General features: G+C 69.0%; 13 protein-coding genes and 3 pseudogenes. 7 read left to right on the forward strand and 9 right to left on the reverse strand.

What is annotated here, in order from left to right; all coding sequences use genetic code 11:
* Positions 1-58: 58 nt before the first annotated feature.
* Positions 59-217 (reverse strand): annotated as a pseudogene (locus tag FHS87_RS17510) (IS3 family transposase); the annotation flags it as partial.
* 109 nt (positions 218-326) lie between these two features.
* Between FHS87_RS17510 and FHS87_RS17515 the strand changes: the two are divergent.
* Positions 327-1,551: pseudogene (locus FHS87_RS17515) on the forward strand (IS256 family transposase).
* Between the two features lie 61 nt (positions 1,552-1,612).
* Here FHS87_RS17515 and FHS87_RS17520 read toward each other — a convergent pair.
* The 3 genes and pseudogenes from FHS87_RS17520 to FHS87_RS17530 all read right to left on the reverse strand — a co-directional run.
* Positions 1,613-2,071, reverse strand: a pseudogene (locus FHS87_RS17520) (ISNCY family transposase); the annotation flags it as partial.
* Positions 2,072-2,124: 53 nt separating this feature from the next.
* Positions 2,125-2,832: an IS6 family transposase gene (locus tag FHS87_RS17525; protein WP_221300055.1), complete on the reverse strand. Its 708-nt coding sequence runs from the start codon at positions 2,830-2,832 to the stop codon at positions 2,125-2,127.
* 326 nt (positions 2,833-3,158) lie between these two features.
* Positions 3,159-3,443, reverse strand: a complete 285-nt coding sequence (locus tag FHS87_RS17530) for a hypothetical protein (RefSeq protein ID WP_184520685.1) — start codon at positions 3,441-3,443, stop codon at positions 3,159-3,161.
* 530 nt (positions 3,444-3,973) lie between these two features.
* Between FHS87_RS17530 and FHS87_RS17535 the strand changes: the two genes are divergently transcribed.
* The 4 genes from FHS87_RS17535 to FHS87_RS17550 all read left to right on the forward strand — a co-directional run bounded on the left by FHS87_RS17535 (position 3,974) and on the right by FHS87_RS17550 (position 6,222).
* Positions 3,974-4,183 carry a hypothetical protein gene (locus FHS87_RS17535; protein ID WP_184520686.1) on the forward strand — a complete coding sequence of 70 codons (210 nt, stop codon included), beginning with the start codon at positions 3,974-3,976 and terminating at the stop codon, positions 4,181-4,183.
* A gap of 352 nt (positions 4,184-4,535) precedes the next feature.
* Positions 4,536-5,033 carry a DedA family protein gene (locus FHS87_RS17540; RefSeq protein ID WP_184520687.1) on the forward strand — a complete coding sequence of 166 codons (498 nt, stop codon included), beginning with the start codon at positions 4,536-4,538 and terminating at the stop codon, positions 5,031-5,033.
* 131 nt (positions 5,034-5,164) lie between these two features.
* Complete coding sequence (locus tag FHS87_RS17545; RefSeq protein ID WP_184520688.1) at positions 5,165-5,353, forward strand: hypothetical protein; 189 nt, start codon at positions 5,165-5,167, stop codon at positions 5,351-5,353.
* Between the two features lie 104 nt (positions 5,354-5,457).
* Positions 5,458-6,222, forward strand: a complete 765-nt coding sequence (locus FHS87_RS17550) for an SDR family NAD(P)-dependent oxidoreductase (RefSeq protein ID WP_184520689.1) — start codon at positions 5,458-5,460, stop codon at positions 6,220-6,222.
* 79 nt (positions 6,223-6,301) lie between these two features.
* On the opposite strand, the gene FHS87_RS17555 is transcribed toward FHS87_RS17550, so the two are convergent.
* Both FHS87_RS17555 and FHS87_RS17560 read right to left on the reverse strand, forming a co-directional pair.
* Positions 6,302-7,378, reverse strand: a complete 1,077-nt coding sequence (locus FHS87_RS17555; protein WP_184520690.1) for an aldo/keto reductase — start codon at positions 7,376-7,378, stop codon at positions 6,302-6,304.
* Positions 7,379-7,410: 32 nt separating this feature from the next.
* The gene (locus FHS87_RS17560; RefSeq protein WP_246418501.1) at positions 7,411-8,331 is read right to left on the reverse strand and encodes an MBL fold metallo-hydrolase; all 921 of its coding nucleotides are present in this window, start codon (positions 8,329-8,331) and stop codon (positions 7,411-7,413) included.
* A gap of 210 nt (positions 8,332-8,541) precedes the next feature.
* On the opposite strand from FHS87_RS17560, the gene FHS87_RS17565 reads away from it, so the two are divergent.
* Complete coding sequence (locus tag FHS87_RS17565) at positions 8,542-9,459, forward strand: LysR family transcriptional regulator (protein ID WP_221300057.1); 918 nt, start codon at positions 8,542-8,544, stop codon at positions 9,457-9,459.
* A 65-nt stretch (positions 9,460-9,524) separates the two neighbouring features.
* Here FHS87_RS17565 and FHS87_RS23450 read toward each other — a convergent pair whose 3' ends face one another.
* The gene (locus FHS87_RS23450; protein ID WP_221300059.1) at positions 9,525-9,905 is read right to left on the reverse strand and encodes an alpha/beta hydrolase family protein; all 381 of its coding nucleotides are present in this window, start codon (positions 9,903-9,905) and stop codon (positions 9,525-9,527) included.
* 581 nt (positions 9,906-10,486) lie between these two features.
* Positions 10,487-11,500, reverse strand: coding sequence for an SDR family oxidoreductase (locus FHS87_RS17575; protein WP_184520693.1), 1,014 nt, complete (start codon positions 11,498-11,500; stop codon positions 10,487-10,489).
* A 162-nt stretch (positions 11,501-11,662) separates the two neighbouring features.
* On the opposite strand from FHS87_RS17575, the gene FHS87_RS17580 reads away from it, so the two are divergent.
* The gene (locus FHS87_RS17580; protein WP_184520694.1) at positions 11,663-12,373 is read left to right on the forward strand and encodes a response regulator transcription factor; all 711 of its coding nucleotides are present in this window, start codon (positions 11,663-11,665) and stop codon (positions 12,371-12,373) included.
* A gap of 97 nt (positions 12,374-12,470) precedes the next feature.
* Here FHS87_RS17580 and FHS87_RS24635 read toward each other — a convergent pair whose 3' ends face one another.
* Positions 12,471-12,686 (reverse strand): hypothetical protein, encoded by a 216-nt coding sequence (locus FHS87_RS24635; protein WP_184520695.1) that lies wholly within the window; start codon positions 12,684-12,686, stop codon positions 12,471-12,473.
* Positions 12,687-12,847: the final 161 nt, after the last annotated feature.

Consider the following 12,847-nt stretch of genomic DNA (forward strand, 5'->3'; position numbering starts at 1 on the left):
AGTCATTCCACCTAAAGATAGGTGAACCGCCCCGGAGCCGGAGGCTGATTGGTTTGGGTTACGCCGCCGGGGTGGGCTTCTCAAGCCTGGCGTAGTAGCGCGCCTCCGCTTCGGCCGGCGGCATGTTCCCGATCGGCTCGAGGAGGCGTTGGTTGTTGAACCAGTCCACCCAGTCGAGGGTGGCGAACTCGACGGCTTCCAGGGGTAGCGTCCACGGAGGTGGTGGAAAATCCGGCGTGGTCCGGGGTGTAGGGCTTGGGTGGCCATCGGACCTGGCGGCTAGGGTGGAGTTGCGAGGCTCCCACCCCTGACCGGCCGAGGACCCGATGACCGAGGACAGACTGCCACTGGCTGACCTGCTGGCGAAAGCAGGAGATGGTGACTTCCTTAGCAGCGTCGCGGAGGCGGTGCTGCAGATGCTGATGGAGGCGGACGTGGAGGGGCAGATCGGCGCCGCCCGGCACGAGCGCACCGGCGAGCGGCTGAACTACCGCAACGGCTTTCGGGACCGCACGCTGGACACCCGGCTGGGGTCGCTACAGCTCCGAATTCCCAAGCTCCGGCAGGGGAGTTACTTCCCGCCTTTCCTCGAGCCCAGGAAGACCTCGGAGAAGGCGCTGGTGGCAGTGATCCAGGAAGCCTGGATCGGCGGCGTCTCGACCCGGCGTGTGGATGAGCTGGTGCAGGCCATGGGCCTGTCGGGCATCTCGAAGTCGACCGTCTCCAAGCTGTGCCGCGACATCGACGAGCGGGTCACGGCCTTCCTTGACCGGCCGCTGTCGGGCGAGTGGCCCTATCTCTGGCTGGATACCACCTATCTCCGCCAGCGCGAGGGTGGCCGCATCGTCTCGGTCGCCGCCATAATCGCCGTGGCCTGCGATGCCGAGGGGCGGCGCGAAATCGTGGGCCTGCACATCGGCCCGTCGGAAGCCGAGACGTTCTGGGCGACCTTTCTCAAAAGCCTGGTCAGGCGCGGCTTGAAGGGCGTGAAGCTCGTCGTCTCCGATGCCCATGAGGGGCTGAAGGCGGCGATCGCTCGCGTCCTCGGCGCGACATGGCAGCGCTGCCGCGTGCATTGGATGAGGAACGCGCTGGCCCATGTCGGAAAGGCCCAGCAGTCCATGGCCTCGGCCGCGTTGCGCCAAGCCTTTCTCCAGCCCGACCAGGACGGGGCCCGGCAGACCTGGCGCCATGTCGCTGACCAACTCCGCGAACGCTGGCCCAAGCTGGGCAAGCTCATGGACGACAGCGAGCATGACGTGCTCGCCTACATGGCGTTCCCGGCGCCGCACCGGACCAAGCTGCACTCGACGAACCCACTAGAGCGCCTCAACAAGGGTGCAAGGCACTGCCTTGCACAAACGCCGCGCCGACGTCGTCGGCATCTTTCCCTCCGAAGCCTCCATCATCCGCCTGATCGGCGCTGTGCTGCTCGAGGCCAACGATGAGTGGCAGCTGCAGCACCGCTACATGAGCGTCGAGGCCGTGGGCGAGATGCTCAACCCGGCGCCCACCAACGAAACCCTGCAACTCCCACCCAGAGCCGCCTGAGCCGTGGCCATCTCAAACCCAACAGCAATTTCCACCACGTTGACGGACGCTACCCTCCCCCGGCGCGCCGGAGCGAGGTCTGCCCGTCGCTGATCACCCCCTCCACCGGCACCCCGATCGCCTGCGCCACCTCGGCCAGCAAGGGTGCAAGGTCCTCGGCCGTGCCCGACAACAGGCTGCGCGCCAGCAGCACCTCGCCCGAGAGGCACTCGCGCACTACCCAGAGCACCTCATGGCCCACGTCCGGCTGCATGCCATCCAGCGCCAGGATCGCCCGCCCTTGCCTGGCCAGCACCCGGCGCAGCCGCCGGGTATCGGTCAGCGAGGCGGCCAGCAGCTCGTCATAGCGGTCCAGCAGGTTGGTGACGCTCCGCTCGGCGATCTCCACCCCGCGCCCAAGCAGGGCAGCATGGATCTCCGGCACGCTGCGGTGATCCCGGTGACGCAGCGCCCCCACCAGCGCCACCACGTCCAGGCCGAACTCGTGCTGGGGCAGCGCCACCGCGCCCTCCGCCTCGGGTTCTGTCAGCGCTCGCGCCAGAGATGTCGTTACAGGCCAGTTGTCGTGTCGGCCTATCCTGCCTCGAGGATGGCGAGCGCGGCGGTCGCACGACGGAGATGAAGCGTGCGACGGCGGCTTGCGGGGACAGACTGGTTGTGGCGGGTGCGAGGACGGAGGTGGTTGCGGAGTTCGTCATATGATCGACAGAACCGGTTGGCGGAGGTGAAGCTCTTGAACCCACGCATACATCGGATGCGGCCTTTGATGCCCCGGTGATCCTGCTCGAGCCCGTTGTTCATGTACGCGCTGGTGCGGTGGGTGACCCGCCTGCCCAGCGTCGAGCGAATTGCTCGAGGGTAGGAGCCATGCCCGTCCGTGGTGACCTTGTCGGGGACGAGGCCGGTGGCGGATCTGGCCGAGCGGAAGAACGCCTTTGCCGCCGCCATGTCCCGGTGCTCGCTCAGCATAGTGTCGACCAGATCGCCGTTCCGGTCGATCGCCCGATACAGGTAGCACCAGCGTCCACGGACCTTCAGGTAGCTTTCGTCGACGTGCCAGGAGCGGCAGCCGGCGCCGCCTTTCCTGCGCCGTCTCTGGCGCAGTTCACTCGCCAGCGCCGGTGCGAGCTTGGCCTCCCAGTCGCGGACCGCCTCCTGGCTGAACACGATCCCGCGGAGGAGGAACATCTCGGCCAGGTCCCGCAGCGTTAGGCGGTAGCGCAGGCGCCACAGCACCACGAGCGCGATGACATCGCTCGGGTACTGTGCTCGGTTCAGCATCCCCGAGCTGCGCTCGTTGAACCCTCGGCCGCAGCTGTGGCACCGGAAACGCCGGTAGCCCTGGGCCGTAGGGTCCCGCCGCTCGGTCACCTCGGCTGAACCGCAGTCCACGCAATCCATTCCTAGCCCCTAGCCGCCCATCAACCCGTCAGAAGCCTATCCACGCCTAGTCCAGCTCGCCAACCCGGGCACCCGTGGCGCGAGCGCTGACAGAACCCTTCATCTCCGCCGCGCGGCCACCGTGCTCGCCATTCTTGAGGCAGCGTAGGCGAACAGCATGAGCCGGCATGCAACGGCAGCTCCGGCGCGAGAGCTGACAGAACCTTTTATGGGACGGCCTCCACGCCGATTTCGGAAGGATAGGTCCACATCGCACCGGAGAGGCTATCGACGAGGTAACCTACCGGTAATTGGACGTAGGAGTAGTCCGAATAGCTCGGTGAAATAGTTCGGTCGGCTGTCCTGCCGTCCGGCAGCGTGCAAGCGATCGACACATTCCTCCGGCTCCTGGCAATCCGTACCATGGCCGGCGTGACGACGGTCTCGTTCAGGCCGTCGCCGCCGGTTACGCGGCATGTTGCTCCCGCGGCGCCGGGCGTCGTGATCGCCACCTGCTGGGATGCTCCGCTGACTGCGAGGGCGCATCCGCCCAGAGCTAGGGCAAGAACGGCGCTGCCGCATTGACGCGTTATCCGATCGCCCACTCGTCCATCTCCCGTGTGATGTGGGTGCTGGATAGCGACGCTTTGCGTCGCGATGATGAGTGCTTCCTGTCGTTACGGACAATATGTATCCGACGTGAAACAATGCCGTGCACGCCCAGGCGCCGACAGCCTCCCCGCGTTGGATCCATAGGGCATCGTGGGGACGCGGTCGGGCGCGGTGAGGTGTCTCGCCGGTCGCTGCGGCTTCTCCGCCGTAGGTCCCGACGCAGTCCGTGTTCCGTGTCCCGGTCAGCCCGTCGCGCACTGGGCGCGGTCTTTCGGTCGGGATGTACTGCGGGAATCAATCCTTCGCCTCGACCGTGAAGCAGGGCTTCACGGCTCGTCCAGGTAGCACGCCATTCAGCACGCGACTGCGGTACGCATATTGGGGTGGCGCGAGGAACGCACCCTGCGCAAAATCAGGACAGGAACAGCCCATGCGATTGCTTCTCGCCATTGTCGTACTCGCCGCCGCAACCCCTGCCATGGCGGACGATATCTACCCTCACGGCGGCACCGCCCTGCCATCCTGGACCGAGCGGGATGCATCCCGCACGCCGCTCGCCGGCACGGGAGGACGGGAGGGGTCGGCGCTGAACTTCCTGCTTCGCTCGGGCGCGACCGGCGGCGGCGGGCAAGGAGGCTGAAAGCCGACGCGACCGGACCGGTGCGTCCCGGCGGGGTCGGCGGGTACGCGGTCGGCGGCGCGCGGAGACAGAGGCCACGACAGCTCCGGCCTGCCATCGTGTCCGAGCGGAAACACGGTGTCGGCCACGACAAGAACCGCTCATCGCCCCGCATCACAGCGCGTCTAGCGTCGTCCCCGCGGATCAGGATCAGAGCAATGCAACCAACTTCCAGCTTCCATGGGTGGCCGCCCCGCCGCCCTGCAGGCTGCGGTGGCATCGACGGCACCGGATCGCCGGCAGCCGTCCCTCCGCCCTCGTCCCGAGCGGTGGGGCGTTAGCTGTGGACCCCCTTCTGGACCTCATTGGATGAGTGGCGCCGCTCGGCCTCGCCGGCGCGGCAGTGGTGGAGCGGCTAGTGCCGGTGCTGCCCTCCTGCGACTTCCTCGTCGCTGTCGGAATCGGCATGGCGGGCGGCCTCTGGCCGGCGCCCGCCATCGTGCTCTCGGTAACGGAGGGAACCCTTCTCGGCTGCCTCGCGGGCTACGGCGTCGCGGCGGCGCTCGGCAGGGCGGGCGCTACCCTCCTCCTGCATCGGAGCGCACGCTTCCTCGGCCTGTCGCTGACGTGGCTCGACCGTTGGATTGAGCACTACCGGCACCATCAGGAGAGGATCTCCTTCGGTGTGCAGCTCACACCCACGGTCCGTCTCCTCTCTCCGCTCATGGCGGGGCTGCTGCAGGCGAATCCGCGCCGTCTCCTTCTCGCGAGTGCTGCAGGAGTTGACGTCTGGAGCACCGTTTTCATCGGGCTCGGCCACGCCGCGGCGGTCCACCTCCCGGAGACGAACGCCTCCGTCCTCGCGATCTAGCTTCTCCTGCTGCTGCTGACGGAGGGGCTCGCGCTGCTCGCTTGGCGCGTTCTCGGCCGCGGACAGGCCACAACCGCTGGCGGCCCGGAGAACGAGTCTATCTCCAACCATGTCGTGAAGGATCAGATCTCGTGAGCACCACCGTCGGCTACACCTCCGGCTTCTTCCGCGCTTGGCTCCTCGATCCCTTGCGGGTCTCAGACGGGCCGCTCGGCCCGGCGACTGTGCCGGTGGTCGCGCGCGACCCCGCGACGGCCGCCAAGCTGTGGGCGGCGACCGAGGCCCTGACCGGCACGCGCTTGCCTGCGGACGCGGGCTAAGCCGTCAGGACGCCGGACCGTCCAGTGGGCGCCGCCGCCGTTCGGCGTCCCCCGTCTTTGATGGGCCGGCACGAAATCATCGGATCTGGAAGGGGATACGCGGCATGGACGTCGCACAGAACAAAAGGATTGCGCTCGTCACGGGTGCGAACCAAGGAATCGGGTTTGAGGTCGCCAGGGCCCTCGTCCGGGAGGGTTTTGCTGTTCTCGTCGGCGCTCGGGACCCGGACCGCGGACAGGAGGCAGCCGCGAGGATCGGGCCGGGCGCCGTAGCGATCCGGATCGATGTGACGGATCTCGGGACGATCGACACGGCGGCGGCGCGTGTGAAATCCGAGTTCGGACGCCTCGACGTGCTGGTGCAGAACGCGGCCATCGCTTCCGCCGGCGCCATGCCCCGGAGCGGGGAGGCGCTGGCGCGGGCAGGGCGCCCGGGCGTAATTCCGATGGAGGCGCTGCGCGCGGTCTGGGAGACGAACGTCTTCGGCGTGGTCGCGGTCTACCAAGCCATGCTGCCGCTACTGCGCGCCACGCCAGGGGCGCGGGTCATTAACGTCTCCAGCGGGGCAGGCTCGTTAACGCTGAACTCTGATCCGACCTCTCCGCTCCGTCCACTCTTCGATGCCGGCTACGCCGCCTCCAAAACGGCGCTCAACGGAATCACCCTGGCGATGGCGATCGAGTTGGAGGGAGAGGGGATCGGCGTCCACGCCGTCTCCCCCGGATACACCCGGACGCAGCTGACCGGCTTCGCGGGTACGGAGAGCCCGGAGGAGGGGGCTGCGGAGGTCGTGCGCCTCGCCCTGGCGGCCCCAGGCGGGCCAACCGGGACCTTCTCGCACGCTACGCTGGGTGTGCTTCCCTGGTGAGCGCCCGGGGGCGGCGCCGCGCCACGTGCCGCCCCCGCCCCGTCCGGCCGGGGCGGCCGCTCCCCGTCGCGCTTGAACCCTACGGAACCAGCCGGGCCCTGGCGCGGGCCTGAGAGGCCCGGATCAGGCCCTGGTACATCCCGTCCTTGCCTGGATACCAAGGCATCCGTCCGAGCCCGCCGAAGCCCGGGATCGTCTCCATGTGCGCCACCATTCGCCGCCGCATGGCCGCGTCCGGCAGTGGGCCGCGCAGCGCCCGCACGTTGTCGGCGGCGTGTTCGGGATCAGAGGTACCGCAGAGCACGGATGTCACCGCCGGATGGCCCATCGCCCACTTCAGGAAGAACTGCGCCCAGCTCGCCGCGCCGAACTCGCGCGCGATGTCCGGTAGGGGATGCCCCTCCACGACGCGCATGAGTCGGGCCTTCTCCAACGGCAGGTTCACCAGCACGCCGACGCCGCGATCCGCCGCCGCGGGCAGCAGCCGCCTCTCCGCGTCGCGCGAGAAGATCGAGTAGTTCGTCTGCACCACGTCTACGCCGCCTGCCTCGACAATCGCCGCCAGCTCGTCCTGCGCCTCCGTCTCGTGGTGGGTGACACCGACGTGGCGGATCAGCCCCTCGCGCTTCCAGGCCTGGAGCAGGGGGATGACGACGGGCGCGTTGACGATGCTGTGGCACTGCATCAGATCGATGGTGGCGCGCCAGATCCGCAGTCGCGACTGCTCCAGGCTCGCCAGCGCGTGGCTCTCATCGCCGAGATACGCGCCGGTGGACCAAATCTTGTTCGCGACGAAGACCTCCGGCTCCTCCTCGGCGCTGGCGAGGAAGGCGCCGACGCTGACCTCGGCCGAGCCGTAGAGCGGCGAGGTGTCGATCAGCCGACCGCCGCCGACGAGGTAGCGGCGTAGCACCTCGCGCAGCCCACCCCTCGGGCGGCCCGGGGCGAGGTCGTAGGTGAGGAAGGTGCCGAGGCCGAGCGCTGTCACCACCTGGCCGGTGCGGCCGATCCGGCGCGTGATGACTGGGCCGGCGGCAGCTGGCGCGGCGCCCCCGGCGGCCTGGGCGAGGGCGCCGCGCGCCCCGGCGAGGGTCGCGCCAATGGCGGCCGCCCCGAGGAGTCCGCGCCGGCCGGCGCGGGCGATGCTGCTGGTCATGCCTTGTGGTCCTTTCCGCTGGGACAGGGTGGTCAGAATTGCCAAGGCGCCGGGACCCAGGCGTAGCCAGCCCCGGCCCTCAGCAGGCGGCCCAGGCCGGGGAAGGGGTAGTGGAAGCCGAGCACAAGGATGTGGTCGGCCGCCGCCCGGTCGAATAGCGCCCGACGCGTCGCCAGCGCGGCAGCCGGGTCGCGGTCCGGTCCGGGGCGCCAGGGCCGGTCCACGTTCACCGCCGGGTGGTAGGCAAGATCCGTAGTGAGGAGCAGCTGATCGCTGCTGGAGTGGAGCAGGAAGACCGCCATACCTGGCGTGTGGCCGGGTGCCGCGACTGTGAGGAGGCCCGGCACGATTTCCGCGCCGGCCTCGTACAGTTCCACGCCGCGCGCCACGGGCTCGACACTGCGCTTGATGGCTGCAGCGAACCGGCGGCGGAAGTCGTCCGGCACGGGCATGTAGGACAGGTCCGGATCACCGCGGACGAAGAACTCCCAGTCGGCTCGGGGCGCGAAAACGGTGGCGCGCGGGAAGGCCCGGCCGCCATCCGCCGCGCGAAGGTTACCGACGTGGTCCGGATGGGTGTGGGAGATCACCACGGCGTCGATGTCGGCCGGCGTCAGCCCGATGGCAGCGAGGTTGGCGAAGAGCCGACCGCCGTTCGGCCCCATAGTCGCCCCCGCCCCGGCCTCGAGCAGGATGCGCCGTCCCCCGGTCTCGATCAGCAAGGTGTTGAGATTCAGCGTCAGGTAATCGGTCGGCAGCTGGGCCCGCCGCAGGGTCGCGCGCAGCTCGTCCTCCGGTGCGTCGATGGCGTAGATCTTCGGGGAGCCGCCGATCACACCGTCGCTAAGTACGGTCGCGGCGATCTCGCCGACGCGGATGCGGTAGTAGCCGGCGTTTCCGACGGTCGGCAGGGCAGCCTGCGCGGCGGCGGGTCGGGCGGCTACGGTTCCCAACCCCAGGGCCGCCCCGGCGACGGACAGTAGGGCTCCGCGTCGGCCCGCGATGACGTGATGCATACTCCGACCTCTCTGCGAGCAGCGTCGCGACGAAGACGCCCTCCCTAAGGCACCCGACCCGTGCCGTGCCGCCGCCCACAGATGCGGCAAGTGGGAGCAAGGGATAACTGGTGTCTCTCTGCGCGACTTGTTAAGCCAGGCTTCACGATGAGGTCCCTTCGCTTCGACAGCCTCGACGCCTTCGCGGCCGTCGTCCGGCATGGCAGCTTCCGGGCGGCCGCCGCGGAGCGCGGCGTTTCGACCTCCGCCCTGAGCCAGACGGTCGCTGCGCTCGAGACCTCGCTTGGCATTCGATTGCTGAACCGAACCACACGCAGCGTCGCGCCGACCGAGGCCGGCGAGGGGCTGATGGAGCGTCTGGCCCCGGCCCTAGACGAGATCCGGGGCGCCGTCGCTGACCTTGACCGACTGCGCGAGAACCCCTCCGGCACGGTTCGGATTAACGCGCCGGGACCGGCCGTGGACCATGTGCTCTGCCCGCTCGTCTTCAGCTTCATGCGCGCCTATCCAGAGGTGCGGGTGGAGATCGCGAGCGATGCGGCCATCATCGACATTGTCGCGTGCGGCTTCGATGCCGGAGTGCGCTTCGGCCGGCAGGTCCAGAAGGACATGATCGCTGTGCCGCTAGGACCGCCACTGCGCTACGTCATCGTCGCCTCGCCCGGTTACGTCGCCGCGCGGGGGGAGCCCGCCACGCCGCACGACTTGGTGCGGCACGACTGCGTCCGCCGTCGCTTCCCCGGCGGCACCCTCGTCACCTGGAGGTTCGAGCGTGACGGCGAGGCGCTGGAGATGGCGCCCGGCGGTCGCCTGACGCTCGGTTCCGCACAGCAGGAACTTCAGGCCGCGCTCGCCGGGCAGGGCGTCGCCCACGTCTTCGAGGACTACGCGGCAGCGCACCTTGCCGACGGGTCGCTCGTCGAGATGCTGCGGGACTGGAGCCCGAAGCTGCCAGGATGGTTCCTCTACTACCCCAACAGACGCCACGCCGGGGCGGCGATGCGGGCGTTCCTCGCCCACCTCCGCGGCTTCGTTTGGCCGCAGGACAGCGCCCGGCCGGGCTGACCGGGCCCTCCCCCGCGCCGACTGGGGACGCGCGCCCGGACGCCCAAGGGGACGCCGCCCCCGCCTCACGAGCCGAGATGCGCGCGGAAGGAGGCCGCCAGCCTTTCTACGGCGAGGTCCACGTGCGGGTGCTTGCGGTACAGGTCGTAGTGGCCGGCCCCGTCCACGACGAAGAAATTCTTGTCCAGAGAGGTACAGCGCTCGGACAGCTCCCAGCCCGTCTCGAACTGCCCATTGCTGCCGCGCCGCTCGCCCAAGATGACCTGCAGTGGCCGCCTCAGCATCTCTGGCACGAGGTGAAGGGCGTCGAAGCCGAAAATCCCAGCTAAGCTCGTGAATATGAGACGGTTAGTGGAGCCGGAATGGCGACGGGGGGATTCGCGGTAGAAGCGGACGGCGTTGAGAATCTCGGGATCGGTGACGTCGGCCGCCCGCGCGGCGTCCAAGCTGTCGGGGATCGAGGGCTCGCGCCGAGCTGCGACCCCCCGTGCCTAGCCGGTGTGCTGAGCGCCGAGCTCGTCGAGCTGGGCGAGCAGCATAGGTCCGGGAGTCATGGCTCGGGGGGCTCGGCCGACATCTGTGGCAACGACCGTTCTCACCGTCCGGAAACGGCGCTCCGTCAGGGCTGCGGCGATCGCATAGCCGTCGCCTGCGCAAGTGCCGAGAAGGACGATCCTATCCTCCGCCACGAAGGGTAGCATCACGAGGTGGTCCAACGCACAGCGTATACCCTCGGCGCGTGTGGCTGGGTCCTCCAGATCCCGAGGCTGGTCGCCATTTTCTCCCTGATTAGACGGATTGAAGGTCAACGCCACGAAGCCGCGCGCCGCCAGCTTTCGTGCTTAGATCGCGCCGACCTGCTCCTTGACGCTGCTGCCGGGCGTCGCCAACGGCGATCGCCGCTGGTGGCGCGGCCGCGTCAAACCTTTCCGGGCGGTGTAAGGCGGCGGTCAGGGCGACGCCCCGGTTGCGGAACGCGGTGCGCCGCGGGTCCGGCGTCGTAACGCCGCTCCCCGCCTGTGCCAGTTCAGGCGAATGCGACATGGGCCATCTCCTCCGAGAGTTCCCAGAGCCGTGCCGCCGCCGCCTCGTCCAGCGCCTGCTTCGGCGCCCTCTCCTCGGCTGGATAGCCTCGCGTCCCCGCCCAAGCGTGGGGCCCGTAATAGGCGCCGTCCCGCGCCGAGGGGGCAGTCGCCGCGTAGAGGGTGGGGAGGGCGCCCTGCCAGGCAGGTTGGAACAGGAAGGGCAGGAGGGAGCGGACGCGGCCTTGCAGGCTGCGCCGCCCGGCCCCGTTCGGGATGAGGTCGGTGCGTGCGATGCCGGGATGGGCGGCGAGGCTGGCGACGCCCCACCCAGCCGCGCGGCTGCGGCGGGAGAGCTCGAAGGCGAAGAGCAGGCAGGCGAGCTTCGACTGGCCGTAGGCCGCCATCGGCTGGTAGCGGCGCTCGGACTGGAGATCTGCGAAGTCGATCGCCGCACCGCGCGCCGCCACGCTGCCGAGGCTGATTACGCGGGAGCCCGCGCGCCGCCGGAGCAGCGGTAGCAGCCGCGCCGTCAGCGCAAAGTGGCCGAGGTGGTTCGTGCCAAACTGCAACTCAAGGCCGTCCGCCGTCGTGCACCGCTCCGGTGGGGTCATCACGCCGGCGTTGTTGACGAGGAGGTCGAGACCGTCCTCCTCCCTTGCCAGGCGGTCGGCGAAGCGATGGACCGATTCGAGGCTGGCTAGGTCCAGTTCCCGGAAGCGGACCCGCGCGTCGGGCAGCTGCGCCTTGATCCGGCCGACCGCGGCGAAGCCCTTGTTGGCGTCCCGCCCGGCGATCACGACCATCGCCCCGGCCCGGACTAGGGCGAGCGCGTCCTCAAGCCCGAGGCCGCCGGTGCCGGTGATAACGGCTAGGCGCCCCTGCTGCGGGGGCATGTTGCTGGTGGTCCAGTGGGGCGCGGGGGGCCTGCCGGGCGCGGCGAGGGGGGCCAGGAGAGGGGCCAGCGCGGCGGGACGGCCGCCGGCCCCGATGCCGTGCAGGGGGGTGGGAAGGGTCATGGTGCGTCTCCGGTGTGGCGGGGGCGATCCTGACGGTGCCGTGCTTCCCCCGGATGAGCGTTCCTTGACCCGGGCGACATCATATGTCCGACCTGAAACAAGCCGCTCGCGAGGCGGTCATCTTCCGGCTCTCTCCGAATGGTACGAAGGAGCATGACCCCGATGCCCCACGTCCTAATCGTGGACGACGACGAGGATATCCTCGCCCTGCTGACCCGCTTCCTACAGAACCACGGCTACCGAGTGTCAGTCGCGTGCGACGGGGCGGATATGTTCGCGGCCCTCGACGGGCCGGGGGCGGACGTGATCGTCCTCGATGTGATGCTGCCGGACGAGAACGGCTTCGACCTGTGCCGCCGACTACGCATGGTTTCCCAGAGGCCGGTCATCATGCTCACGGCGGTGAGCGACCACACCGACCGGGTGGTGGGGCTGGAGCTCGGCGCCGATGACTACATCACGAAGCCCTTGAACGCGCGCGAACTGCTGGCCCGCATCAAGACGGTGCTGCGGCGCAGCAGGACCGGGGTAGCGCCGCGCCCGGGCGAGATCTGCCCGGTGCTTTGCTTCGGGCGATTGCGCCTCGACATCGCGCGCCGCGAGCTGCGGTCGGAGAATAACATGCTGGTGCCCCTCTCGGCGCGCGAGTTCGACCTCCTCCTCGCCTTCGTCGAGCAACCGCAGCGGGTGCTGACGCGCGACACGCTGATGGATCTAGCGCGCGGGGAAAGCCACGACGCCATCGACCGCAGCATCGACGTGCAGGTGAGCCGGCTACGGCGCAAGCTGGAGGATCCTTTTAGGAGCCCGGAACTGATCCGCACCGTTTGCAACAGCGGCTACATCCTCACCGCGCAGGTGACTCGCTCGTGAGGTGGCGGAGGGACACCATCTCGCGGCGCTTCGGCGCCGCCACACTGCGTTGCATGGACCATTCTGTAGGCAGAGTAGGCCCCGGGCTGGCCCGCATTCACAGGATGCGGACATACTCTGGGCATCCGAGTTCGAGCATGCGGTTGAGTGTGCGGACGGCGATGGCCACTTCTGTCGCGCAGCGCCCGTCGGTACGCGAGTGCAGTCCACCGCTGATGACGCGCTTGAACCTGCTGATGTCCGTCTCGACCAGAGCACGCCAAGTATAGCCCGAGGCCTTCTGCCAGCCCATACGGCCGCGCTCGGCGATCATCCTGAGGTGTTGGTCCCGCTGGGTCGGCGCCCTCTCGGCCGTGGTGCTCGGCACGGCACTCGAGCGGTAAGCGTTTACTGACGGCTACGGCTGTTGCGGGTTGACGGGGCTCAAGCGCTGTCTGGCCGCAGGTGCCATGGCGCCAGCTCACCGATGCGATT

This window comes from Muricoccus pecuniae (genome assembly GCF_014199205.1).
Taxonomy (GTDB): Bacteria; Pseudomonadota; Alphaproteobacteria; order Acetobacterales; family Acetobacteraceae; genus Roseomonas; species Roseomonas pecuniae.

Excerpts from the sequence above, each read along its gene's own strand:
- FHS87_RS17525 (WP_221300055.1), bottom strand. The coding sequence starts at position 2,832 with ATGCTGAACCGAGCACAGTACCCGAGCGATGTCATCGCGCTCGTGGTG.
- FHS87_RS17535 (WP_184520686.1), top strand. The coding sequence starts at position 3,974 with ATGCGATTGCTTCTCGCCATTGTCGTACTCGCCGCCGCAACCCCTGCC.
- FHS87_RS17550 (WP_184520689.1), top strand. The coding sequence starts at position 5,458 with ATGGACGTCGCACAGAACAAAAGGATTGCGCTCGTCACGGGTGCGAAC.
- FHS87_RS17555 (WP_184520690.1), bottom strand. The coding sequence starts at position 7,378 with ATGACCAGCAGCATCGCCCGCGCCGGCCGGCGCGGACTCCTCGGGGCG.
- FHS87_RS17565 (WP_221300057.1), top strand. The coding sequence starts at position 8,542 with ATGAGGTCCCTTCGCTTCGACAGCCTCGACGCCTTCGCGGCCGTCGTC.
- FHS87_RS17575 (WP_184520693.1), bottom strand. The coding sequence starts at position 11,500 with ATGACCCTTCCCACCCCCCTGCACGGCATCGGGGCCGGCGGCCGTCCC.
- FHS87_RS17580 (WP_184520694.1), top strand. The coding sequence starts at position 11,663 with ATGCCCCACGTCCTAATCGTGGACGACGACGAGGATATCCTCGCCCTG.
- FHS87_RS24635 (WP_184520695.1), bottom strand. The coding sequence starts at position 12,686 with ATGATCGCCGAGCGCGGCCGTATGGGCTGGCAGAAGGCCTCGGGCTAT.